The organism is Pantoea sp. UBA5923 (assembly GCF_002431095.1).
GTDB classification, from domain to species: domain Bacteria; phylum Pseudomonadota; class Gammaproteobacteria; order Enterobacterales; family Enterobacteriaceae; genus Pantoea; species Pantoea piersonii.
The window spans coordinates 10,954-35,960 of sequence record NZ_DJDN01000079.1 but is presented as its reverse complement, the minus strand read 5'-3'; the positions used below and the strand labels follow the sequence as shown (position 1 = coordinate 35,960).

At 59.7% G+C, this 25,007-nt stretch carries 18 protein-coding genes and 3 tRNA genes; 8 read left to right on the top strand and 13 right to left on the bottom strand.

Annotated elements, in window-relative coordinates:
- The first annotated feature begins 124 nt into the window (after positions 1 to 124).
- The 3 genes from B3797_RS18750 (at position 125) to B3797_RS18740 (ending at position 453) form a co-directional block, all read left to right on the top strand.
- Positions 125 to 201 (top strand) — tRNA-Met (locus B3797_RS18750).
- Between the two features lie 49 nt (positions 202 to 250).
- Positions 251 to 327 (top strand) — tRNA-Met (locus B3797_RS18745).
- Between the two features lie 49 nt (positions 328 to 376).
- Positions 377 to 453 (top strand) — tRNA-Met (locus B3797_RS18740).
- Between the two features lie 80 nt (positions 454 to 533).
- On the opposite strand, the gene amiC is transcribed toward B3797_RS18740, so the two are convergent.
- A complete protein-coding gene (gene amiC, locus B3797_RS18735) occupies positions 534 to 1,778 on the bottom strand; it encodes an N-acetylmuramoyl-L-alanine amidase AmiC (protein ID WP_311782185.1) in 1,245 nt (414 codons plus the stop codon).
- 231 nt (positions 1,779 to 2,009) lie between these two features.
- Here amiC and argA point away from each other — a divergent pair, with 231 nt between their 5' ends.
- Positions 2,010 to 3,338, top strand: a complete 1,329-nt coding sequence (argA, locus tag B3797_RS18730; protein WP_311782186.1) for an amino-acid N-acetyltransferase — start codon at positions 2,010 to 2,012, stop codon at positions 3,336 to 3,338.
- Positions 3,339 to 3,517: 179 nt separating this feature from the next.
- Here argA and recD read toward each other — a convergent pair whose 3' ends face one another.
- From recD to rppH, 12 genes are all read right to left on the bottom strand, one after another.
- A complete protein-coding gene (recD, locus tag B3797_RS18725; RefSeq protein ID WP_311791872.1) occupies positions 3,518 to 5,356 on the bottom strand; it encodes an exodeoxyribonuclease V subunit alpha in 1,839 nt (612 codons plus the stop codon).
- Positions 5,353 to 8,889 (bottom strand): exodeoxyribonuclease V subunit beta, encoded by a 3,537-nt coding sequence (gene recB / locus B3797_RS18720; protein WP_311791871.1) that lies wholly within the window; start codon positions 8,887 to 8,889, stop codon positions 5,353 to 5,355. Before recB ends, recD begins: the two co-directional genes overlap by 4 nt.
- Positions 8,886 to 11,777 carry a pitrilysin gene (ptrA, locus tag B3797_RS18715; RefSeq protein WP_311791870.1) on the bottom strand — a complete coding sequence of 964 codons (2,892 nt, stop codon included), beginning with the start codon at positions 11,775 to 11,777 and terminating at the stop codon, positions 8,886 to 8,888. The genes recB and ptrA overlap by 4 nt, the downstream gene beginning before the upstream one ends.
- A 118-nt stretch (positions 11,778 to 11,895) precedes the next feature.
- A complete protein-coding gene (recC, locus tag B3797_RS18710; protein WP_311782190.1) occupies positions 11,896 to 15,273 on the bottom strand; it encodes an exodeoxyribonuclease V subunit gamma in 3,378 nt (1,125 codons plus the stop codon).
- Between the two features lie 102 nt (positions 15,274 to 15,375).
- Positions 15,376 to 15,600, bottom strand: a complete 225-nt coding sequence (locus tag B3797_RS18705; RefSeq protein ID WP_414693115.1) for a prepilin-type cleavage/methylation domain-containing protein — start codon at positions 15,598 to 15,600, stop codon at positions 15,376 to 15,378.
- A gap of 58 nt (positions 15,601 to 15,658) precedes the next feature.
- On the bottom strand, positions 15,659 to 16,057 hold the full coding sequence (locus B3797_RS18700; RefSeq protein ID WP_311791868.1) for a DUF2509 family protein: 399 nt from the start codon (positions 16,055 to 16,057) through the stop codon (positions 15,659 to 15,661).
- The gene (locus B3797_RS18695) at positions 16,054 to 16,587 is read right to left on the bottom strand and encodes a prepilin peptidase-dependent protein (RefSeq protein ID WP_311791867.1); all 534 of its coding nucleotides are present in this window, start codon (positions 16,585 to 16,587) and stop codon (positions 16,054 to 16,056) included. Before B3797_RS18695 ends, B3797_RS18700 begins: the two co-directional genes overlap by 4 nt.
- On the bottom strand, positions 16,578 to 17,048 hold the full coding sequence (locus tag B3797_RS18690) for a prepilin peptidase-dependent protein (protein ID WP_311791866.1): 471 nt from the start codon (positions 17,046 to 17,048) through the stop codon (positions 16,578 to 16,580). Before B3797_RS18690 ends, B3797_RS18695 begins: the two co-directional genes overlap by 10 nt.
- Positions 17,049 to 17,234: 186 nt before the next feature.
- Positions 17,235 to 18,029, bottom strand: a complete 795-nt coding sequence (thyA, locus tag B3797_RS18685; protein WP_311791865.1) for a thymidylate synthase — start codon at positions 18,027 to 18,029, stop codon at positions 17,235 to 17,237.
- On the bottom strand, positions 18,026 to 18,907 hold the full coding sequence (gene lgt / locus B3797_RS18680; protein ID WP_311782266.1) for a prolipoprotein diacylglyceryl transferase: 882 nt from the start codon (positions 18,905 to 18,907) through the stop codon (positions 18,026 to 18,028). Before lgt ends, thyA begins: the two co-directional genes overlap by 4 nt.
- Positions 18,908 to 19,026: 119 nt before the next feature.
- Entirely contained in the window at positions 19,027 to 21,273 is a 2,247-nt protein-coding gene (gene ptsP / locus B3797_RS18675) for a phosphoenolpyruvate--protein phosphotransferase (protein ID WP_311782196.1), read from the bottom strand.
- Positions 21,274 to 21,284: 11 nt separating this feature from the next.
- Positions 21,285 to 21,815, bottom strand: coding sequence for an RNA pyrophosphohydrolase (gene rppH / locus B3797_RS18670; RefSeq protein ID WP_033752842.1), 531 nt, complete (start codon positions 21,813 to 21,815; stop codon positions 21,285 to 21,287).
- 686 nt (positions 21,816 to 22,501) lie between these two features.
- Here rppH and mutH point away from each other — a divergent pair.
- The 4 genes from mutH to B3797_RS18650 form a co-directional block, all read left to right on the top strand.
- On the top strand, positions 22,502 to 23,179 hold the full coding sequence (gene mutH / locus B3797_RS18665; RefSeq protein WP_311782197.1) for a DNA mismatch repair endonuclease MutH: 678 nt from the start codon (positions 22,502 to 22,504) through the stop codon (positions 23,177 to 23,179).
- A 60-nt stretch (positions 23,180 to 23,239) separates the two neighbouring features.
- Positions 23,240 to 23,950 carry a TerC family protein gene (locus tag B3797_RS18660; protein ID WP_311782198.1) on the top strand — a complete coding sequence of 237 codons (711 nt, stop codon included), beginning with the start codon at positions 23,240 to 23,242 and terminating at the stop codon, positions 23,948 to 23,950.
- A 172-nt stretch (positions 23,951 to 24,122) separates the two neighbouring features.
- Positions 24,123 to 24,341 (top strand): YgdI/YgdR family lipoprotein, encoded by a 219-nt coding sequence (locus B3797_RS18655; RefSeq protein ID WP_311782199.1) that lies wholly within the window; start codon positions 24,123 to 24,125, stop codon positions 24,339 to 24,341.
- A 140-nt stretch (positions 24,342 to 24,481) separates the two neighbouring features.
- The coding region (locus B3797_RS18650) for an aldo/keto reductase (protein WP_311791864.1) at positions 24,482 to 25,007 on the top strand (526 nt) is incomplete at its 3' end.

Below are 25,007 nucleotides of genomic sequence, written 5' to 3'. Positions count from 1 at the left end.
GCGCGCAGCTGTGCGATAATTAGCCAGATGGAGAAAATATTCAGCAAACAGCAGTCAATTTGGCGCTTCGCGGCAAAAAGGGGTTGCATCATCAGCTCCGCGAGGTATAGTGCGCATCCACGGACGCGGGATGGAGCAGCCTGGTAGCTCGTCGGGCTCATAACCCGAAGGTCGTCGGTTCAAATCCGGCTCCCGCAACCAACTCTTCTGATGAAGAGACAATGTGAAAAGTCGCAATGCGCACTACGGACGCGGGATGGAGCAGCCTGGTAGCTCGTCGGGCTCATAACCCGAAGGTCGTCGGTTCAAATCCGGCTCCCGCAACCAACTCTTTTAACGAAGAGCCAAAGTAGCAAGAAGCAAAGCGCAAGACGGACGCGGGGTGGAGCAGCCTGGTAGCTCGTCGGGCTCATAACCCGAAGGTCGTCGGTTCAAATCCGGCCCCCGCAACCAATCATTTAAGCACCTGAAAGGGTGCTTTTTTGTTTTTGTGCTTTATGAAAACGGGACAGCCTGCGCTATCCCCCTCTTCTTTAACGACGCGCCAGCGCCCCGCCATTATCAAAATAGGCTTTTATCCCGTGAAAAATCGCCTCGGCAACCTGCTGCTGATAACGGCTGGTGCGTAGCTTTCGCTCCTCTTCCACATTGCTGATAAAGGCGGTCTCCACCAGAATCGACGGGATATCCGGCGCCTTGAGCACTGCGAAGCCAGCCTGATCGACGGTACGCTTATGCAGATGGTTGATGCGTCCCATACGATGCAACACCTCTTTACCAAACTTCAGGCTGTCGTGAATGGTCTGCCGCTGCACCATATCGAACATGGTGTGGTCGAGGTAGCGATCGCCGCTTTTGCTGACGCCGCCAATGAGATCCGATTCGTTTTGCGTCTGCGCCAGGAAACGCGCTGCCGCTGAGGTCGCCCCTTTGGTCGAGAGCGCGAACACCGAAGAGCCACGCGCGCTGCGGCTGGTAAAGGCGTCGGCGTGGATAGAGACAAAGAGATCGGCGCGCTGCTTGCGCGCTTTCGCCACCCGAACCCGCAACGGAATAAACACATCCTCGTTGCGCGTCATATAGGCCTTCATATTCGGCTCTTTGTCGATCAGCGCTTTTAGCCGTCGGCCAATCTTCAGCACGATATCTTTTTCGCGCGTCTTGTATTTGCCATGCGCGCCGGGATCTTCGCCGCCGTGGCCGGGATCGATCATGATGATCATCGGCCTGTCGCGCCCCGCCTTGCCAGGCAGCGGCGCGGTCGCCGGTTCATTGCGTTCCAGATCGCCCTGGTTGTAATCCTTAAGCAGCGCCAGCAGCGGATCGTCGACCGAGGTGTCCTGGCTGGGATAGAGATCCACCACCAGCCGGTGTTTGATCCCGGCCACCGGCGCCAGAGTGAAGGTTTTTGGCGCGACGTTGCGCTTTAGCTCCAGCACGATACGCACAGTACTGGCGTCGAACTGCCCTACCCGCGCATTTTTGATAAAGGGATCGTTAACGCGTACCAGCTTATCGACGCCTTTCAGCACCGGGTTGAGGTGCATATCTTTAATATCGATTACCAGCCGATCCGGATGCGTAAGCGCAAACTGCTTATAGTGAAGCGGCACGCTGGATTCCAGCGTCATGCGCGAATAGGTCGAGGAGGGCCAGATACGTACCGCGACAATATGATTTTTCGCTGCCAGGCCTGCGCGGCTGACACTCAGCAGCAATAATGCGCCTGTACCCTGCAAGAGCCTTCTGCGGGAAATAAGAGGATTTGATTCTGACATGCCGCCCCAGCTGCTCTGTTCTGTCTAAAAAAGCGCCACTTCAATAAACGGCGGTAAAAACTTTAGCCCATACCTTTGGCTAAGTCATCCTGGAAAAGCTAAATAATGCAGTCTCTTAGCGTCTGACGCACCCGAAAAAACGTAAATTTACGTCAGGTTTAATCCTTGCAAAAGTGGCACCGAAAGAATAAAAATACAGAAATTACGAATAATCATTCATTGAGGTTTGCCGTGAAGGAACGTAGTACTGAGCTGGTTCAGGGTTTTCGCCACACCGTTCCCTATATCAATGCCCATCGGGACAAGACCTTTGTCATCATGCTGGGCGGCGAAGCGATCGAGCACGAAAATTTCTCCAGTATCGTCAACGATATTGGTTTACTGCACAGCCTCGGGATACGTCTGGTGGTGGTGTATGGCGCGCGTCCGCAGATTGACGCCAGCCTGGCGGAGCATCAGCTGGAGCCGGTTTACCACAAGCACACCCGCGTCACCGATGCGCAATCGCTGGAGCTGGTGAAGCAGGCGGCGGGACGGTTACAACTCGATATTACGGCGCGGCTTTCAATGAGCCTTAACAACACGCCGCTGCAGGGTGCGCATATCAATGTCGTCAGCGGCAACTTTATTATTGCGCAGCCGCTGGGCGTGGATGACGGCGTGGATTACTGCCACAGCGGGCGTATTCGCCGCATCGACGAAGAGGCGATCCATCGGCAGCTGGATAACAATGCAATCGTGCTGCTCGGCCCGGTGGCGGTTTCCGTTACTGGCGAGAGCTTTAACCTGACGTCGGAAGAGGTCGCCACCCAGCTGGCGATCAAGCTGAAGGCGGAAAAAATGATTGGTTTCTGCTCCGAGCAGGGGGTGACCAGCCGCGACGGCGCGATTATCTCTGAACTCTTCCCGAATGACGCGCAGGCGCGCATCGAGGAGATGGAGAGCGACGGCGACTATCTGTCCGGCACTGTGCGTTTCCTGCGCGGCGCGGTAAAAGCCTGCCGGAGCGGCGTGCGCCGCAGCCATCTCATCAGCTATCAGGAAGATGGCGCGCTGTTGCAGGAACTCTTTTCACGCGACGGTATTGGCACGCAGATCGTTATGGAGTCGAGCGAGCAGATCCGCCGCGCCACTATTAACGATATCGGCGGCATTCTGGAGCTGATCCGCCCGCTGGAGCAGCAGGGTATTCTGGTGCGTCGCTCGCGCGAGCAGCTGGAGATGGAGATCGACAAGTTCACCATTATCATCCGCGACAACCTGACTATCGCCTGTGCAGCGCTCTACCCCTTTATGGATGAGAAAATTGGCGAAATGGCCTGCGTGGCGGTGCATCCAGACTATCGCAGCTCCTCACGCGGCGAGATGCTGCTGCAGCGCGTTGCGCTTCAGGCGCGACAAATGGGGCTGGAGAAGCTGTTTGTTCTGACGACGCGCAGCATTCACTGGTTTCAGGAGCGCGGCTTTACGCCGGTGGATATTGAGTCGCTGCCGGAGAGTAAAAAGCAGATGTATAACTACCAGCGGCGCTCTAAGGTGCTAATGGCGGATCTGACCTGATTCAGGCCAGCCACTGTACTCTCGCCTTTTCAGACGGCGCCAAATCCTGAAGCGTGGGCGGCATGGGCCGTGGAGCAAAGCGTCCCGCGCCAGGGAAGGCGCGGGCCGAGCGGGCAAGGATGCGAAAGCGACTTTGCGTAACGGCCCATGTCGCTCGCGCCAGCGCCTGATGCGTCCTTTTAAACCAGACTAAGCCTTTCCACCAGCCCGCTGCGGCGCTGAGTTTGCAGCTGCACCGCGCGCTGAAACACCGCAGGCTCGCTGTAGAGCGTCAGCCGCTTGCGCGCGCGGGTAATCGCGGTATAAACCAGCTCGCGCGTCAAGACTGGCGAAAACTGAGCGGGCATCACCAGCGCGGTATGTTCGAATTCCGATCCCTGCGACTTATGCACCGTCATCGCCCAGGCGGTATCGTGCGGCGGCAGGCGGCTCGGCTGTACCGCCTTCACCGAACCATCCGGCAACGGGAAAAAGACCTTCAGCTGATTCTCTGCATCGCGCAGCGTAATGCCGATATCGCCGTTGAAAAGCCCCAGCGCGCTGTCGTTCCGCGTCACCATCACCGGCCGTCCCGCATACCAGCGGCTGCCAACTGCCGGACGGCGGATACGCTGCAGCTGAACCAGACGCTGCTCGATGCGCTGATTCAATCCCTGAACGCCAAAGGGCCCGTCGCGCAAGGCGCAAAGCAGCTGATAGCGGCTGAACGCCTGCAGGATCTCCTCAACCGGCGCGCGCGCCTGCACTAATTTCAGGTAAGGACGGTAGCCCTCCGCTACGGCATCAAGCATGGCCTGATAGGCTTCGCCACTCTGCAGCGCCTGAAAATCGATATCCTCAAAGGCGGCGTTAATCACCGCCTCGACCTCGCGCGCATCGCCGAGATTGACCGCGCGCGCCAGCTGACCAATGCCCGATTTCGCGTCGAAACGGTAACTTTTGCGCAGCAAACAGATGCTGTCACGCACGTCGGGCGCGCGCGCATCATCCGCACCGTCAAGTGCACACTGCGTCAGCGCCACCAGCTGCTGCGCGCGCGACAGGCTGTAGCCCGTTTCAGCGCAGCGACAGATATCGCCCAGTACCGCGCCCGCTTCCACCGACGCCAGCTGATCGCGATCGCCAAGGAAAATCACGCGCGCATGGTCGGGCAGCGCCACGATCAGCTTCGCCATCATCGAGAGATCGACCATAGAGGCTTCGTCCACCACCAGCACATCGAGATGAAGCCGGTTCGAGGCGTGATAGCGCAGCCGCTGCGTATCGGGCTGCGCGCCCAGCAGGCGATGCAGCGTCGTGGCTTCGCTGGGGAAACGCGCCCGTTCCTCGTCGCTTACCGACAGCGCCTGCAGCGCCTGACCGAGCGATTCGGTAAGGCGCGCCGCCGCTTTACCGGTCGGCGCCGCCAGCTGAATACGCAGGCTGCTGCGGCTCAGGCGGATCATCGCCGCCAGCAGCTTCGCCACGGTGGTGGTTTTGCCCGTCCCGGGGCCGCCCGATATCACCGCCGTTTTGCGCGTCAGCGCCACGGCGGCGGCAATTTTTTGCCAGTCATCGGGACGATCGCCGAACAGCGTGCTCAGCACGTTCTGCGCCGCGGCGATATCCATCTCCGCCATCTCCGCCTGTCGGGTGAAAAAGCGCGCCACCTGGCCTTCGCTTTGCCACAGGCGATGCAGATAGAGCCGCTCATGATTGAGCACCAGCGGCGTGGCGATGCCGCCATCGCTCAGCGCCGGCCAGCCCGATAGCGCCGTTTTCCAGCATGGCGGCGCGCCCGCTGCGCGCCATAAAGCCTGCGCCAGTTCGGGGTGACGTCCGGCAAACAGCGTCTCTGGGGTCAGATGCGCCAGCGGCAAGCAGACATGACCGTCGCCCGCTTCGGCGCTGACGCAGGCGGCCGCCAACAGCCATGCAGGCTGTGAGGCGTCGGCCAGCAGCCGCGCAAACTGGAGATCGAGCGACCGCAGCAGACGTTTCTCTACCGCCTGATCGAGCAATGACACTATCTCCGTCATACTTCCTCCTCTTTCGGGCGACGAAACAGCGCGTCCAGCCCGTCGACGAATGCCGCCGACGGCCGCGCGGTAAAGATGCCGTTTTCTGGCGAACTGCCATCGACGCCGCGCAAAAACAGATAAAACACGCCGCCAAAGTGGCGCTGATAATCATAACCGGGCAGACGATGCTGCAGATAGCGATGCAGCGCCAGCGTATAGAGCTGGTATTGCAAGTCGTAGCGGTGATCCACCATCGCCTGCGCCATCGCCTCTGGGGTATAGGCCGCTTCGCTGTCGCCTAGCCAGTTGGATTTATAATCCAGCAGATAATATTGACCGTTCCAGCGAAATACCAGATCGATAAAGCCTTTCAGCATCCCCTGCACCTGATGAAACTCCAGACGCGGCGCGCGCGCCGACAGCGCATCGTGCTGGCGCATCAGCGCATCCAGCTCCGCTGCGTTAAGCATGCGCTCCAGCGGCAGATAAAAAGCCATCTCCACCAGCCGGTCATGGTTTTGCAGCGCGCCCAGCGTCAGCCCGTCGTGATTAAGCGGCGTGTGCAGCACGCGTGCAATCCACGCCTCCAGCACCGGCAGCCAGTGCGGGGGGTAGCCGTTCTGTTCCAGCTGCGTCTCCAGCAGCGTCCGATCCGGCGGCCGGGTAAAATCGAGCGATTCAAACAGGCCGTGCAAAAAGGTGCCCGCCGCCGCGCCGCGTGGAAAGTGATGCGGCGTCAGCACGTTCTCCGCTTCGCCGCCCTCTTCGCCAGCCGCGTCGATATCGAAAGTGGGCATCGCTTCCAGCAGCGGCGAGCTGTTGTGCTGCTGTAAACCTGAGTAGCTGGTGACGCGCCAGGCGTCACGTAGGTCGCGCGTGACCTGACGGCTGCTGAGCGCATCGTCGGGCTGTGCCTGCTCGCGCCAGTTTTCGCCGGGGATCAGATCGTCGCTCACTACCTCGGTATCACCATCCGCCAGCGTCGCCAGGCAGGTGCGCAGACGGTCGGCGTCGCCGCTCTCTCCCTGCTGCACCAGATAGCCCAGCGCGCTTTTGTGCAGATCGCTGTCGCCCTCTTTTTTGCGCGCGCCTTTAAACAACGGCGCAATGCCGACGCTGCAGTGGTACACCGAGCGCGTCAGGGCGACGTAGAGCAGACGCAAATCTTCCGCCAGTCGCTCCTGCTCGGCCAGCTCCATGCTCTGCTCGTCGCCCTGCACGTCGAGCAGCGTCGCGAAGCTCTCCCGGTCGTGATAGAGCGCACTGGCTGCCTCGCGAAAGCCAGCGGCGAAAGGCAGCCACACCAGCGGGTACTGTAATCCTTTGGATTTATGGATGGTAACGATCTGTACCAGATGGCGATCGCTCTCCAGGCGCAGCTGCTGATCCGCCGACTGGCTATTAGGTCGGGCGATCTGCTGGGCGAGAAAGCGCACCAGCGCATGGGGACTGTCGAGCTGCGTTGAGGCCTCTTGCAACAGCTCGCCAAGGTGCATCAGATCGGTGAGCCTGCGCTCGCCGTTCTCCGAGGCCAGCATATTTTCCGCCAGCTGCCGCTGAGTCATCACGTCGCGCAGCATTGGCAGCACGCCGCGCTGGTGCCATAGCTGCTGCCAGCCGGCGAACTGCTCTACCAGCGCATCCCATTCGCGCTCGTTCTGGCTCAGCGTATCCAGCGAGGCGGCGTCGATAGCGAAAATCGAGGTGGCGAGCGCGCTGCGCAGCAGACGCTCCTGCTCCGGCGCCTGTATCGCCTGCAACAGCCACAGCAGCTCACGCGCCTCGGGAGTGGTATAGACGCTGTCGCGGTTGGAGAGGTAAACCGATGGAATCGACAGGCCGTTCAGCGCGTCACGAACCAGGCCTGCTTCGTTGCGGCTGCGTACCAGTACGGTAATATCGGACGCCTGAACCGGCCGCAGGTTATCGCCCTTGCCCAGCAACGCGCGCCCCTGCTGTCCGGCCACCAGCCAGCGGCTGATATCGGCGGCGCACTGCTGCGCCATAAATTGCTGATAGTCGCTTACGCCCACGCCGTCGCCGGGTTGTAGCCAGAAACGCAGCGCCGCCTGCGGCTGCGCATCTTTCAACAGCGTCAGATGCTGATTCGGCTCGGCAGGATTAACCGGCAGAAACGGAATAGCTGAAAAGAGAAACGGCGAATCCATGCGGGCAAAGAGGCGGTTTACGCTCTGCACCATTCCCGGCGACGATCGCCAGTTGGTATCAAGCGTGTAGTGGGCGCTGACCTCGCTGCGCGCGCGCAGATAGGTAAAAATATCGGCGCCGCGGAAGGCGTAAATAGCCTGTTTGGGATCGCCGATCAGCAGCAGCGCCAGCTCAGGCTGATTAAGATAGAGCGTGCGAAAAATACGGTACTGTTGCGGATCGGTATCCTGAAATTCATCGATCAGCGCCACCGGAAAACGGGTGCGGATAGTGTCGGCCAGCAGCATGCCGCCCGGCTGCTGCAGCGCCTCGTCAAGCCGGCTCAGCAGATCGTCGAAGCCGAGCAGCGCGCGCAGGCGCTTCTCTTTGCGCACCGCGTCGCGCACTTCCACCAGCGCGCGGGCGATAACCAGGTCACGCAGCGACAGCGGCTCAGCGAGAAAGGCCTCTACCGCCTGAAACAGCGGATGCTGCGGCGGCTCGCCTTTTTTGGTTTTTTCCAGCAGCACGCGCTGGGCGAAACGCTCCAGCTCTTTAGGAAAGAGATAGTCCACCGTTTCGCTGTTGGCCCACTGGGTGATCTTCGCCACCCAGAGCGGCAGATATTTGCTGCTGTAGCTGCGCTTATCAACGCCGGACTGGCTGACGATGCCTTCAACTTCGTCGCTTACCGCCTGCCACTGCTGCTTCATGGCGCTGATGCGCGCCAGGTTGGCGGCGTGGCGCGTCGCAAGGGTTTCATCGTCGGCAGGTGGACGCTTCAGGCGCGGCGACTCGCCCTGCAGCCAGGGCCGCAGCGTCGTCAGCAGGCTTTCGGGTCCGTTCCACTCAGCGATAATGGCGCGCGCCACCTCCAGCGTCAGCGGATAGCAGTGGCGTCGCCAGAAGTCCGCCGTCGCCTGTTTAAACAGCGCCGCCTCATCCTCTATCAGCTCCTGCTCGAACAGCATGCCGGACTCAAAGGCGTTCAGGTTAAGCATGCGCTGGCAGAAGCCGTGAATAGTGAATATCGCCGCCTCGTCCATCTGACGCTCCGCCGCCAGCAGCAGCGAAGCGGCCTGCGAGAGATCGTCAATCTGGCCCAGCAGCTGCGCCAGCATCGGATTACTGCTGGCGCCGCGCACGCAGGCCAGCCGCAGCTCATGAATATTTTCGCGGATGCGTCCGCGCAGTTCAGCGGTGGCGGCCTCGGTAAAGGTCACCACCAGAATTTCTTCGACCGACAGCGGGCGGCTGTAACTGTTTTCGCCGCCCAACCCCAACAGCAGGCGCAAATAGAGCACGCCGATAGTAAAGGTTTTGCCGGTTCCCGCCGAAGCCTCGATCAGACGCTCGCCGCGCAGCGGCAGCGTCAGAGGATTCAGCGACTCAGGGTAACTCATTGCGTCTCACTCTTAACCGGTAGCGACTGCTGCAGTTTCGCCACCTCATTCCAGGTTTTCCATCCGGGCAGCCGCGCAAAGGCGACTTTTTCCGCGCTGTTGCCCGCAATCTGCGACGTCATCGCCATGCCCTCTTTTTTCATCACGGCACGGTGGAAGAAGTCCGCCAGTTCGCCCGGCGTCAGCTGCTGGATCGCTTCTATAACTTTCTGTCGGGTATCGAAGGCGTAATTCTGGCGATCGAAATCCCGGCTGTAGCGCGACGCCTCTTCATCCAGGGTTTGCGGCCGCTGCTTCAGCTGATTAATCATTGCCTGCTGATACTGGGCGAAGTCGCTCTGCGGCATGGCGCGCAGCCGTTTTTCCGCCTGCGGATAAAAAGCCTGATAGCGCTGCAGCAGGTAAGCGGGCTGCTTGCTGTTGCTTTGCAGCAGGAAGCCGATGCCCCACTGGCGGCCGACCGGCATCTGGAAAGCGAATACCGCATAGCCCAACTGCTCCTCGGTGCGCAGCTGATTGTAGAACCAGGGCTGCACGATCTGACTCAGCATAGAGCTGTTCGCCATGCTCTGATATTCGCCGTAGCCGAGCGGCACATAGAGCGCCGCCAGCGCCGAATCGGTGCTGCTGCCGGTTTTTTGCAGGTTGGCTTTCACGGGCTTAGCGAAGGAAACATAGTTGTTACGCCAGAGCTGCGTACCCTGAGTCTGCATCTGCTGTTTCAGCTCACGGCCAAGCTGCGTCACGCTGTCGGCGCTGAGATTGCCAACCGCCAGCAGTTCAGGCGTCGCATGATGGATCAGATTGTCGCGATACGCCACTACCTCGTCGATCCCGATCGCTTTGACCAGCGCGCGGCGCGTTTCGCGCTGCGTATAGGGCAGCTGCGACAGCATCTGCATCGGCTGGATAGCCATCTCAAACGCTTTGCCTTTGTCCGCCGCGTCCAGCTGATCCAGATACCAGGATTTCGCCTGCTCCAGCTGCTGCGCCGTCGGCTGGAACGTGGCATAGCCTTCGACCAGTTTTTTCAGCAGCGTCGGCAACCGTTGGGTAAAGCCGCTGGCGGTGAACACCAGCCCGTCATTTTCACTGGTAGAGAAGCTGATGCCGCCGACCGAGGCCTGTGAGTTAAGCTCATCCAGCGCCAGGCTGGAGAGATAATCGTTCAGGCCGAACAGCACCTGCTGGCGCGCGTCGCTGATGGCGTGCTGATTGCGCAGCGCCAGCATCACAGAGGCTTTCGGCTCGCTGGCGTAAAACTGGCTGGGCATCCAGTAGATAGGCATGCCGAAGTCATTGGCCAGCGAAACCGGATGGGTATAGCTTTTGCCGTCCTGCGTGATCAGGGTGAAATCGTCAGGAATATAGGGGTTCAGCGTCGGCATTGAGAGCTGGATATGGCTGGCGCGCTGTCGCCAGTCGGCGAAGGTCTGCTCGCTGATACGATCGACCTGATAGGGCGCATTAACAAAGTAGGCCACTTTGTTGTGCGGCTCCTGCGGGCTGATATACCAGATGCGCGCATGCTGCGGCGTCATCTCATCAAGGCGCGCTTTAATGGCGGCGGCGTCGTAGTCATCGGCCAGATAAGGCGCATCCAGCGTATGCTCAACCGGCACGCGCAGCATGGTGTCCGCCAGCCATTCAATGTAATCCATATCGCGCGTCAGCGAGGGATAGCGAAAATCGAGCGCCAGCACGTGGGAGACTTCGTCAAAGTAGCGCTTGTCGATGCCCTGCTCGCGCAGCATGGCGATATAGCTGAAGATCGCCGCCACCACTTCATCGCGCTGCGCCAGGCCTTTATCGGTGAGCGAGGCGGTAATGGCGAAGACGCCGCTGCTGCGTTCGCTCATCGGGTCGGCGCCGGCATTGACGCCGTCGGCCAGCCCCTGCTTTTGCAGCCAGTCGACCAGGGTATTTTTGCTGCGGTTGCCGATGAGATAGCCGATCAGCGTATCGGTTTTGCTGCGGAAACGATCGCTGTTATTCGCAATGCGGAACTCAATCTTGAGCTGCTTGCGCGGCTGTGCCGGGACATAGTGGATCACGATGCCCTGCTGCGCCTCGGTAACCACAGGCGCCTCGATAGCCGGAACCGCCGCATCGTGATTCGCGATGCGGCCAAAGGTGTTGGCGGCGATCTGCGCCATCTCCGGCAAGGGTTTGTTGCTGTAGAGCACCGTTTTCATCAGGTTGGCGGAGTAATGGGTATGGTAGAACGCCGACAGCGCATCCAGCAGCTTGCTGTCCGGCTTATCTTTCAGCGTATCGAGATTGCCGCCAGAAAAGCGCGAGCCGGGATGCGCCGGATTCAGCGTCTCCGCGCCGACCTGCGCCATACGCAAGCCGTCGCGCGAGCGCGCCATCGTCAGCTCGGCGTTGACGGCGTTACGTTCGCGATCGGCGTTAACCGGATCGAGCAACGGCGCAGCCAGCGCGTCCGCCATGCGGTCCACCGCCGGTTCCAGCGCATCGTTTTCCACCTCCAGGTAGAACGCGGTGCGGTAAGAAGCGGTGCTGGCGTTGTGGCTGCCGCCATGCTTTTTCAGGAACTCCGCCAGGTTATCCGGCTGCGGATAGCGCTGCGAACCCATCAGCACCATATGCTCCAGAAAGTGCGCCAGTCCGAGCTGTTGATCCGGATCATCCAGCGAGCCGATCGGCAGCGTCAGCGCCGCCAGCGATTTTGGCGCCTGCGCGTCGGAGACCAGCAGTACGGTCAGGCCGTTGTCGAGCCTGATAGCCTGATACTGGCGCGGATCTTTTTCGCTTTTGCGAATGGCTTCATTAACCGGCGTCCAGCCCGTCGCGGCCTGTGCCAGCGAGGCGCAGGTCGCCAGGCTCAACATTAGCGCCGCTATCCAGCGAGCGTATCTACGCATGTAAACCCCTTCTGTTACCCTTGAAACTGCGCTGCCGGGCAGGCGCAGCCGAAAATGGTTCAAACTGACGTGACCTTTTTATCGGGCGTCGACGCGTCAGAGCTCGTCTCGCCGCTTGCTATTCATCATCCAGGTGAGCCTGCAATACCGGCAGATACCAGCGTTGCGCGGCCTCGGTGATCTGCGCTATCTGCGCCTCGTTCAGGACGCGGCACAGCCGTTGCAGGTAGGGATCGCCGCCCTCACCTTCCTGCTGATAACCGCCTGTCCAGGCTTGCAGCAGCCGATTGCGCGCCTTGACCTGAGTGGCTTCATCCAGCAGCAGCTGCTGCGTTTTTTTGTCGTAGCTTGCCGTCAGCCAGGCACCACCGCTCTTGTTCAGCAGCAGCAGCGGTTGCGACATGCCTTGCTTATAGCCCTGCATATAGCGCGTCAGCATCGCCTCGGCCTCTGGCTGCGGCACCGCCGCAAAGCGCCAGCGGCTGTTCTCTCTGCCCATCATGCGGCTTTCGCCGCTGCCGCCCAGCGCGCAATAAATCAGGTGCTCCAGCCAGAGCAGCAGGCCGTCGTTCATATTAAGCACGCCGGGACGCCAGCGCAGCAGACCGTCGTGCTGTACCTGCGTCAGCCAGCCGGTCAGCGTAACGCCGTCAAGCGGCAGATTCACCTCCCAGCTCTCGCCCTCGCTGCGCTGCTCAATGACCGCCGCCGCCACCTCCTGCATCTCCTCCTGCTGCGCCTGCCAGAAAAGTTCGCCGAACGCGCCGTAAGGCAGATTGCCCGCCGCGCGATGCAGGGCGTACAGCCGCTGCGTATCTTCGCCCTCCACCAGCGCGTTCAGCAGCTCGGCGTTGATCTGGTACCGCTCCAGACTGTCGAGCGCGAAAGGCTCATTGTCTGACAGCTCCGTCTCCTCCAGCCAGAAGGTGACGCCGAGCCGCTGATGAAACCAGGCGCGCACCGGATGACGCCAGAAGCGCAGGAACTGTTCGCAGGAGACGGACTCCATCTCCGACAGCGGCAACGGCTGGACAAAGTCGGGCTGCGCCTCGCCTTTTCCCTGCGCGGCGGGCAGCCATTCGCGCGCAAAGCTGTGGCATCGTGACTGCGGCTGAAAATTTTCCGCGGCGAACGGCATACGGCTGTGCAGATGCTGAATATGCTGCTGTACGCGCTGCGCGCTCTCATCCAGCTCTTTTGCCTCATCGCCGGGCAGACAGAAGCTCTGGCCAATGTAATCCAGCAGCTCTGTGACCAGCACAGAAGGATAGCGTTCCGTATTATCTTGAATTGCGCGACCGATATAGCTGATATAGAGCCGATCCTGTGCCGAAAGCAGCGCTTCAAGAAACAGATAACGATCGTCGTCGCGTCGGCTGCGATCGCCTTTGCGCGTCTGTTGCTGCATCAGGTCAAAGCCCGGCGCCGGCAGCGTGCGGGGATAAACGCCGTCGTTCATGCCAAGCAGACAGACCACGCGGAAGGGGATCGAGCGCATCGGCATCAGCGTGCAGAAGTTAATCTGTCCGGCGAGGAAGCGCTGGCTGATGCGCTGCTGATCGAGACGCGCGCGCAGATCGTCGCGCAGCAGCGTCACCGGGATAGCGGCCTGATAGCGCGCGGCCTGCCCATATTCGATCAGCTGCTTCCACTGCTCCTCTACCAGCAGCAGCGCCGCGTCCGCTTCGGCGTCGCCGTGAAAGAAGTCATTAATCATCTCCCGACAGAGCGGCAGCCACCCCTCCAGCGGTCGGGATTCGCTGAGACGCGCGCGCCAGTGGTTCAGACGCATCAGCAGCTCCGCCAGATGACCGGCCAGCTCGCCGACTAATCCGCTCGATTCGTCATAGGGCAAAATGCCCTGCCAGTCGCCGTGATGGCTCTCCATCGCATAGCCCAGCAGCATACGCTCCAGGCCGAAGCGCCAGGTATGCTGGCCGGTGACCGGCAGCGCCAGCGCTTCGGCGCTGTCGTCGTCCAGCCCCCAGCGTACGCCGGATTCATCTACCCAGCGGCGCAGCAGGCGCAGGCCGCTCTCATCCACGGAGAACCGGTTCGCCAGCGCCGGAACCTCCAGCAGCGCCAGCACATCTTCCGCCGCAAAGCGGCTGTCCGGCAGCGCCAGCAGGCTCAGAAAGGCGAAGATAGCCGGATGCGCCTGGCTGGCGCGACGATCGGAGATAGAGAACGGCAGATAGCGATCGGCGGGCGCATTGGCGAAGACCGCCTGGATAAAGGGCGCGTAGCTGTCGATATCGGCCACCATCACAATGATATCGCGCGGCTTGAGTGAGGGATCTGCTTCCATCATCGCCAGCAGGTGATCCTGCAGCACCTCCACTTCGCGCTGCGCGCTGTGGCAGATCTGCACGCTAATCGAGCGATCGTCGGGATCGAGCGGACGCTTGTTGCCGCTCCAGGCCAGCTCCTCCGCATTCAGCCCCAGCACCGCGTTGTCCTGCAGATTCAGCAGATCGTGCTGCATCGCGTGCAGCAGATTGTCCTCTTCCACCTCGACAAAGGCATCGACGTCATCCGCCTCGTCCATCTGGCTGAGCAGAAACAGGTTGTCGCGGCCCAGCTTGCCCCAGGAGGCGAGCAGCGGATTGCTGAGCTGCTGTTCGCCTTCGGCGTTGAAACGCGCCGGCGCCTCAAGCGGATCGCTGAAGAGATCGCGCGACTCATCGCTGTCGAGGCGACGGCGCTGGCGGCTCTGCAGCTTCGCGAGGAAGGCGTAATCCTGAATATCACCCCAGTAGTCACGGCAGGGATTGGTGAACAGCAGATGAATATCAATATGGCGGCCCAGCGCCTGCAGCGCCTGTAAATAGACCGGCGGCAAGGCGGAGATGCCGCAGATAAACACGCGCTTCGGCAGGCCAGAGGGGGGCCGCTCCGCCCGCTCCAGCGTCTGGATAAAGCGCGCGTAGAGGTTGGCGCGATGCCATTTCGGCTGCCCCAGCGCTTCGGTGTAGGCCACCAGGTCGCGCCAGAGCGCCGACTGCCACAGCTGCGCGTCGCCTAACCCTTCGACCAGCTCACCCTGCTCCCAGCGGTTCAGCCAGTCGGCGCGATAGACCAGATACTGGTCAAAGAGATCGGCGACGCGAGAGCAGAGCTGGAAGAGTTTGCGCTTATCGCTGTCGTCGTGCAGATAGTGGCGCAGCGAGACAAATGCCTCCTGCGTCAGCAGCTCAGGCAAGCGATGCATCAGTTTCCAGCTCATGCTGGCTTTGGTAAAAGCGCTCTCGGCAGGAATGTCTGGCAGCACGCGCACGAACATATCCCAGATAAAAGAGGCGGGCAGCGGAAATTCAATATTGGCGGCGATACCGAAGGTTTGCGCCAGTTCCATCTGCAGCCACTGCGCCATGCCGGGACTCTGCACCAGCACAGTTTCGGCGGAAAAAGGATCGCTGAGGGGGTCATGTTCTATCACCGCTGCCGCGAGAATCTTCAGAACATCGAGCTGGTTTGAGTGATAAACGTGAAACATGAAAACTCCTGTGGTGACACTGTCTGGCGCGGCAAAGCGGCAGACTGGTCACTCTACCGCGGATCGCCGGGGTTGCCCATAGCGTGCGGGCTCTTTTGCCTCTCAGCAACGTAAACGCGTCAATATGGCGTGCCCCTGATGCGCTCCGCTGACCTCAGCGCGTTCCAGCGTACAGTTCAGAGCGCTGCTGCGCTCAAGCGACGTGCGCCAGCCCGGCATCTCATTCCCCATTAGACGTTGCGCGGCGACGCGTACGGCGACGCGTTGCTGCCACTGCTGGCTGAAGCCCTGCGCCAGGGCGAGGTGATAGTGCAGCAGCGCGCTCACGCTCGTCGCCAGCAGCAGGAGCGCGAACAGCGCTTCCGGCAGGCTAAAGCCGCGCTGCTTACAGACAGAGTTTCGCCGTCGCCAGCGGACAGTAGTCAATCCAGCCGTGTGGCAACGGCCTGAGCCGGTAGCCCTCCTTTGCCACCCAGCGCCATAGCGCCAGTTCGCCTGCCGCCGCGCGGCCTTTAAGCAACGCCCGTTCATCGCTTACCTTCTGTAAACAACTTTCCCAGCCATGCCGCCGCTCCTGCTGGCAGCCCTGCGCCTGCGGCCAGCTCAGCGTCAGCCCCCACTGCAGCGCCGACTGCGCCGCCCAGAAATCTTGATAGTGCTGTCGCTCGTCGGCGACCAGCGACATGCCCTGCTCCAGCCGTTCCCGGCTGGCGTGCAGCGTCAGGCTACCCATCAGCAAAATCATCAGCACCATGCCCAGCGCGCTGTTGCCTTTTTGATTCACAGGTTTTCTCCCTCGACCCAGCTCTCCAGCGTTTCCCGTTCGCTGCCGGCGCGCCCAGCCAGACGCAGCTTAATCAGCGCGCCCGCTTGCTCTACGCTGAACTGCTCAACCGCGAGAAAAGCGGGATCGGTGAGGCGTTCCCAGCTTGTTCCGCCGCATCCGTCCGCGCCGCGTCGGGTTTCCAGCTGCTTTTGCCGCAGCCGAAAGCCGTAATAATCGCTTTCGCCGTGTGCCACGCCTTCCCATTTTCCATTGCTGTTGTCGTCCCAGCGCAGCAGCAGGCAGTCGCCGGAGGCGCTGAATCCCGCCGCGCCGCAGTCGCCGTTACAGTAGCCTGCGCGGCGCACCGCTTTTTCCAGCGTCTGCATCAGCTGCTGCAGATCTTCACGCAGCTGAACGCGCTGTTGCAGGCGCAGGCTTTCCCCCATCAGCAGCGGTAAAAACCGACCTGCGCTCAGCATCAGCACCCCGCTGATGGCCATCGCCACCAGCATCTCCAGCAAACTGAAACCGGCCATCTTCAGTCGCATCCCTGCTCCTCCGGCTGGCAGAGCCGAATGCGGGCGCGGGCGGAGATAATCAGCCGCAGCCTGCCGCTCGCGTTGCCAAACTCCAGGCTGCCCGCCTTCGCCATATTGCGACGGCCGTAAAAGCCCGGCTCGCCGCGCACGCCGGTCAGGCTAACACCGGGATAAGGCGCGATAAACTGCAGCCGCCTGCCGCGCTCACAGCCAGCGTCAGGTTTCGGCCCGCTGCCCAGACACCAGCGTTCGCCCGGCATCAGCCAGAGCGCGCGATCCTGATTCTGCCAGTTGGCCTGCGCCCGCAGGCGCTGTAAAAAGCCCTGCAGCTGTTGCGCGGTCTCGCGTAGCTGCTGTCGCTGCTGCCAGCGCTGCCAGCCCTGAAGCGCGCCGAAGCTGAGGATACCGACGATAACCAGCACGAACAGCAGCTCCGGCAGCGTAAAGCCATGGTGGAATTCTTTTTTCATGGCGCAACTTTGCCGCTTTGCCCGCATAGCCGCGAGCGGCGTTGTGCCGGATGGCGCGCCGCGTTCCAGCAAAGATGTCAGGGTTGCATCAGGCAGCAAAAGCGTGTGAGAGGGCGCGCTAAAAAGCATAAAAAAAACCCCGGCGAGCAAGGCGGCGCCGGGGCTTTATAACAGCAGGCAGAAGCGTTACACCGCTACCGGCGCCTTGATGGCCGGGTGAGGATCGTAGCCTTCGATCTCAAAATCCTCGAAGCGATAATCGAAGATGGAATCGGGCTTGCGCTTAATCACCAGCTTCGGCAGCGGGCGCGGCTCGCGCGTTAGCTGCAGGCGCGCCTGCTCCAGATGGTTGCTGTAGAGGTGCGTGTCGCCGCCGGTCCAGACGAAATCGCCCACCTGCAGATCGCACTGCTGCGCCACCATATGAACCAGCAGCGCGTAGCTGGCGATATTAAACGGCAGGCCGAGAAAAATATCGCAGGAGCGCTGATAGAGCTGACAGGAGAGCTTGCCGTCCGCCACGTAGAACTGGAAAAAAGCGTGACACGGCGCCAGCGCCATCTCGTCCAGCTCGCCGACGTTCCACGCCGAAACGATAATGCGGCGCGAGTCGGGATCGCGCTTCAGCTGTTCGATAACCTTCGCGATCTGGTCGATCTCTTCACCGCGCGCGCTGCCCCAGCTGCGCCACTGCTTGCCGTAGACCGGGCCGAGGTCGCCCTTTTCATCAGCCCACTCGTCCCAGATAGTGACGTTATTCTCTTTCAGGTAGCCGATATTGGTCTCACCCTTCAGGAACCACAGCAGCTCGTGAATAATCGAGCGCACATGCACTTTTTTGGTGGTCACCAGCGGAAAACCATCCTGCAGGTTGAAACGCATCTGGTGGCCGAAAATCGACAGCGTGCCGGTGCCGGTACGGTCAGATTTCGGCGTGCCATGGTTCAGCACATGTTGCATCAGGTCCAGATACTGTTTCATTTTACCTCTCGAGTCTGTTGCTGCGGGCGACGACGATACGCCCAGACCATCATAATAACGCCTGCCAGGATCATCGGAATGGAGAGGATCTGCCCCATACTGACGCCGCCCTCAAACAGGCCGAGCTGCGCATCCGGCTGGCGGAAGAATTCAACGATAATGCGAAACGCGCCGTAGCCGATCAGGAACAGGCCGGAGACGCTGCCCATCGGACGCGGTTTGCGAATAAACAGGTTAAGAATAATAAACAGCACTACGCCTTCCAGCATCAGCTCATACAGCTGTGACGGATGACGCGGCAGCACGCCATAGGTGTTCAGCAGTTCCTGGTAGCGCGGATTGCTTGCCGCCAGCGCCACATCCTCACTGCGCGAGCCGGGGAACAGCATGGCGAATTTGAAGTCAGGCGCGACGCGGCCCCACAGCTCGCCGTTAATAAAGTTGCCGAGACGACCGGCACCAAGGCCGAACGGGATCAGCGGCGCGATAAAGTCAGAGACCTGGAAAAAGGTGCGTCTGGTGCGGCGCGCGAAAATCATCATCACCACGATCACGCCGATCAGGCCGCCGTGGAACGACATGCCGCCATCCCATACTTTGAACAGATAGAGCGGATTTTCCAGAAACAGCGGCAGGTTATAGAAGAGCACGTAGCCGATGCGGCCGCCAAGGAAGACGCCGAGGAACCCCGCGTAGAGCAGGTTTTCAACTTCCTCTTTTTTCCAGCCGCTGCCGGGTTGATTAGCGCGGCGAACCGCCAGCCACATGGCAAAAATAAAGCCGACGAGATACATCAGTCCGTACCAGTGCAGCGAAACCGGTCCGATAGAGAAGATCACCGGATCGAACTGCGGAAATGCGATATAGCCGTTATTCATCATTCACCATTCAATTTTCAGCCCTGAAAAAGGGGCGCCAGGCGGATATGTTAAAGGCTGCGCATCATAGCACAGCCTGGTTTTTTACAGAGCAGCGTAAATGTAAACGAGGATAACGCTCAGCGCCCGCCGCGGATCAGACCGCCCAGCCCGCGCCGCTCCATAAAGGCGGCGACCAGGTGGCGAACCTCCGAGGCGGTATGTGCGCTAAGGCCCTGCTCGCTTAGCTTCTGCGTCTCTTCTTTATCCAGATGGCGCAGCAGATATTTTACGCGCGGCACATTCTTGCCGTTCATGCTGAGATGGTGATAGCCAAGCCCCACCAGCAGCGCGACGCACATCGGATCGCCCGCCATTTCACCACAAAGACAGAGTTCAAGATTCGCCAGACGGGCTTCGGTGGCGATCGACCGCAGCGCGCGCAGCATGGCGGGATGCAGCGGATCGTAAAGATTGGCGACGCGCGTGTTATTGCGATCGACCGCCATCAGGTACTGCGTCAGATCGTTGGTGCCGACTGAGACAAAATCGACGCGCGTCTGCAGCTGCGGGATCATAAACAACATCGACGGCACTTCAATCATCACCCCGACGCGCGGCTTCGGAATCACATAGCCCAGCATCTCTTCCACTTCGCGTCCGGCGCGCTGGATCAGCCGCACCGCATCATCAATCTCGTCGATATGGCTGATCATTGGCAGCAAAATGCTGAGGTTGCCGGAGGCGGCGTTGGCGCGCAGCATGGCGCGCACCTGCACCAGAAAGATTTCCGGCTGGTCCAGCGTCAGACGGATGCCGCGCCAGCCAAGACAGGGATTCTCTTCGCTGATCGGCATATAGGGCAGCTGCTTGTCAGCGCCGACGTCCAGCGTGCGCAGCGTGACCGGCTTGTTGTGAAACAGCTGCAGCATGCCCTGATACTGTGCCACCTGCTCCTCTTCGGAGGGAAAGCCGTTTTGCAGCATAAAGGGAATTTCAGTGCGGTAGAGGCCGATGCCGTCCACCCAGCTGTCGAGCGTCTGCTCATGCTCCGGGCTGAGGCCGGCGTTAAGCATCACCTGGATGCGCTCGCCGCTTTTCAGTTCGCCCGGCTGATCGACCACGCCTTCCGCCATTTTGCTCAGCGCATTCTCTTCGCTGATCAGGCGCTGATACTCCTGCACCAGCACCGGCTCTGGATCGATCAGCAGCTCGCCGCGATAGCCATCGACAATCAGCAGGCGTTTATTCAGCTGCGCAGGCAGGATATCCGCACCCATCACCGTGGGAATACCCATGGCGCGCGTCAGGATAGCGGCGTGCGAGTTGGAGGCACCGTCGCGCACCACGATGCCCGCCAGCCGCTCGTGCGGCAGCTCCGCCAGGGTGGTAGCGGTGAGTTCGTCGGCGACCAGCACAAAGCGCTCCGGCCAGGCGTTGGTGCCGACCAGAGAATCATCGAGATGAAACAGCAGGCGCTGCCCCAGCACGCGCAGATCGCCTGCGCGCTCGCGCAGGTAGCTATCGCTCAGGCTGGCGAACTGGGCGGCGAACTTTTCGATCACCTTTTTTACCGCCCATTCCGCAACCGATCCCTGTTCGATCTCGTCAAACAGATCTTTTTTCAGGCGGGCGTCGGTTAACAGGTGGGAGTAGAGATCGAAGATCGCCGCGCTCTCTTTCTGCACGCCAGCGGCGAAACGTTTGCTGAAGCGGCGAAACTCGCTGGCGGCCTCGCTCATCGCCACCACCAGCCGTTCGCGTTCGCGCTGAACATCGAGCGTCGAGGCGGCGGAGACCTGATCCAGCAGCGGCTGAGTTTCATCGACCCAGCCTGGCGCGACGGCGACGCCGGGCGCGGCAGCGATAGCGCGTACGCGCGTCTGGCGGAACTGGCCGAACAGCTGGCTAAGCTGCGACTGCGACAGCAGGGTCGCCATCTGCGTCGCCAGGGTAACCAGGAAGGATTCTTCGCTTTCGTCGAACTGGCGGTGTTCGCGCTGCTGCACCACCAGCACGCCCAGCAGCTGACGGCGGCTGATAATCGGCACGCCGAGGAAAGAGCGATAGCGCTCTTCTTTCACCGCGGGAATATATTTGAAGCTGGGGTGGCTTTGCGCATCCGCAAGGTTGATGGGTTCGGCGAGACGTCCCACCAGGCCGACGATACCTTCGTCGAACGCCAGCGTAACGGTGCGCCCGCGCGGTTTTTTCAGGCCTCGCGTGGCCATCAGGTAGTAGCAATGGTGATCGTGATCTGCGAGATAAACGGAGCACACTTCCGTGTCCATCGCCAGGCAGATCTCATTGACCAGAATGTCGAGCGCGTCGGTAAGACGTGGCGCGCCCGCCACCTTTTCTACTATTTCGCGCAACTGAGTGAGCATAAGGGCGTGGCCTATCCTCTTTTTCGTCGATGGGCTGGCGCGCTGCGCTGCTGCCCCGCACTCTCCTGCATCGACATCACCACGCCAGCGAATTCCTTCATGACGCGGCGATAAACATCGCGTTTAAAGGAGACAACCTGACGCACCGGATACCAGAAGCTCACCCAGCGCCAGCCGTCGAACTCCGGCGTGCTGCTGTGTTGCACATTGATATCCGCGTCACTGCTCATCAACTGCAGAAGAAACCACTTTTGTTTCTGGCCGATACACACCGGCTTTGTGTCCCAACGCACCAAACGTTTTGGCAATTTGTAGCGCAACCAGTTACGGGTAGATGCAAGTATTCGAACATCTTTACGGTGTAAACCCACTTCTTCGAACAGTTCACGATACATCGCCTGTTCGGCGGTTTCACCGGGATTGATGCCTCCCTGAGGAAACTGCCAGGAGTGCTGTCCAAAGCGCCTGGCCCACAACACTTGTCCTTGCCTGTTACAGATTACGATACCAACATTCGGGCGGTAGCCATCATCATCGATCACTGGACTACCTCAAAGCTAAATTTGAATAGCCTGATTGTTTCACACTCCTTACAGGCGGTAAACCACTGGATTGACGGGAAGAACGCCGCATCAGGCCTGGATAACTCACAGCTCAGACCAAAGTTATAAACAATTAAGGCGCTAAAGCGCCGATCTTATTCACGTTTTCTGTGGATAGCTTTGTGCAGAACGCGGGAATTAGCTGGATAAACTTTTGCATGACGTAAAGAAGACAATCACAATAATTCTTTATTTATCCCTTAAAAACAGTCAATTAAATAACTCTTATTCAGAATTAATTTTCCTGGATTTCCAGTGAATAGCCCAGATCGCTTTTAGCTGGTCAAAGATCAAGCGACGCCGTTTTTATCCACAGACAATGGAGTAAACTTGCTCATCACTGGACAGAAAAGCGCCTTTTTCGCTGAAGTCAAGGCTGTAAATGGAACCAGTAATGAGGATGCGGCGGGGTTATCCCACCGATCTGTGGATAACTTAGCTTAAGATCCTGTTCATTATTGCCGTTAGTCCGGGATAACCTTGCCTTTCCGCAGTGAGTTAAAAGAAGGTTCGGCTAAAAAAGCATGACGAATCATGCTATTATCGACGCCCTTTCTCCTGTCGCCGCTGTGGGAAAAGCGCCCAGAGAAAAAATCGTTCATTTTTTAACCAGACAGGTTTTCGCCATGTTCCAGCTCCCAGCCCCGCCCGAAAATGAAGCCGTTCTGTTAACGCGCGCGCATGCGCTGGCGGGACAGACGCTGGAAACCCTCGCGCAGCAGGCTGGGCTGACGATGCCGGCCGATCTGAAACGGGATAAAGGCTGGGTCGGCATGCTGCTGGAGCGCTATCTCGGCGCCAGCGCAGGCAGCAAGGCGGAGCAGGATTTCGCCCATCTCGGTATTGAGCTTAAAACCATCCCCATTGACGCGCAGGGCAAGCCGCTGGAAACCACCTTTGTCTGCGTGGCGCCGCTGACCGGCAACAGCGGCGTGACCTGGGAGACCAGCCATGTGCGCCACAAGCTGGCGCGCGTGCTCTGGATCCCGGTGGAGGGCGATCGCGCTATTCCGCTCGCTCAGCGCCGCGTCGGCGCGCCGCTGCTGTGGAGCCCGAGCGAGGAGGAAGATCGAATGCTGCGCCAGGACTGGGAGGAGCTGATGGATATGATCGTACTGGGTCAGGTTGAGCGCATTACCGCTCGCCACGGCGCCTGGCTGCAAATCCGTCCGAAAGCCGCCAACAGCCGGGCGCTCACTGAAGGCATTGGTGAACACGGCGAGCCGATTATGACCCTGCCGCGTGGTTTTTATCTGAAAAAGAGCTTCACCGCGCCGCTGCTGGCGCGTCATTTTTTACTGTGAGTTCATGAAAACGGATGCGTATAATCGCCGTTTACTTTTCGTTTAAGATTGAGTGTGCGCATGTTTGAGTGGATAACCGATCCCAACGCCTGGCTGGCGCTGGGCACGCTGACCATCCTCGAAGTGGTTCTGGGTATTGATAATATTATTTTCCTGTCGCTGGTCGTCGCAAAGCTTCCTAAACAACAGCAGGCCAGCGCTCGCCGTCTCGGCCTGATGGGCGCGATGCTGATGCGTCTCGCCCTCCTGGCCTCTATCGCCTGGGTCGCGCGTCTGACCCATCCGCTCTTTACCCTGTTCGATCACCCCTTCTCCTGGCGCGATCTGATCCTGCTCGGCGGCGGTCTGTTTCTGCTGTGGAAATCGAGTATGGAGATCCATGAAACCATTGAGGGCGGCGAAGAGGAGCATAAAACCAACGTTCACTCTTTTCTTGGCGCCATAGTGCAGATCATGCTGCTGGATATTATCTTCAGCCTGGACTCGGTGATCACCGCCGTCGGCCTCTCTGACCATCTCTTCATTATGATGGCGGCCGTCGTGATCGCCGTTCTGCTGATGATGTTCGCCGCGCGCGCCATCGGCGAGTTTGTCGACCGTCATCCGTCAATAAAAATGCTGGCCCTCTCCTTTTTGATTCTGGTGGGTTTTACCCTGATCCTGGAGAGTTTCGCAGTGCATGTACCAAAAGGTTACATCTATTTCGCTATGTTCTTCTCCATAGCGGTCGAGTGCCTGAACCTGATGCGCAGCAAGAAAAACGCGGCGTAAGGGGTAAAAAAAGTCAAGGGCGGCCACAGGTCGCCCTGTTATTTTCAGACTCATGCGATAACGCAAAGCGCCAAAACGATTTATTACTACACTTTTTGCTGTTGATGCTGCGCGGTCCTGTCACCGGGACGACGCAGCCCACTGGCTGACGGGAGTGAGAGGAATAAGCGTGATGAAAGAGTTGGCAGGCGTAGCAGTATTGATTTTTGCCGCCGTTACACTGAGCGGATGCAGTTCAGATTATGTGATGGCCACAAAAAATGGACAGATGATCATGACGAAGGGCAAGCCGACCATAGATAAAGAGACGGGACTGGTGAAATATATCGATCAGTCCGGTCATGAAGTGCAGATCAATGGCGACGAAGTGTCGACCATCATTGAGCGTTAAGTGCCATTTCAGCTCACCTGTCCCGCAATTTGCCCGGACAGGTGATTTCCCCGATTTTCCCCACTTCCTTCCCTGTTGATTCACGCGTTATAGTCCCAACGGACACATCATTACATTCCATAAAAATAAGGAAGACGGCTATGCACTATCACCGCATCCCCCATAGCACGCTGGAGATAAGCCAGCTGGGGTTGGGAACCATGACGTTTGGTGAACAAAACAGCGAAGCCGACGCCCACGAGCAGCTCGATTTCGCCATCGCCAGCGGCATTAACTTTATTGATACCGCTGAAATGTATCCGGTGCCGCCGCGCCCAGAAACCCAGGGTTTAACCGAACAGTACATCGGCAGCTGGCTGAAGAAGCGCGGCAGCCGCGATAAAGTTATCCTCGCCAGCAAAGTGGCTGGTCCAGTGCGCGGCGCTGACGCCTCGATTCGTCCGCATCAGGCGCTGGATCGTAAAAATATCCGCGAAGCGCTGGACGCCAGCCTGAAGCGCCTGAACACCGATTATCTCGACCTTTACCAGCTGCACTGGCCGCAGCGCCAAACCAACTTCTTCGGCAAACTGGGCTATCAGTACAGCGAGAACACCATTCCCGTCACGCTGCTGGAGACGCTGGAAGCGCTGGCCGAGCAGGTGCGCGCCGGGAAAATTCGCTATA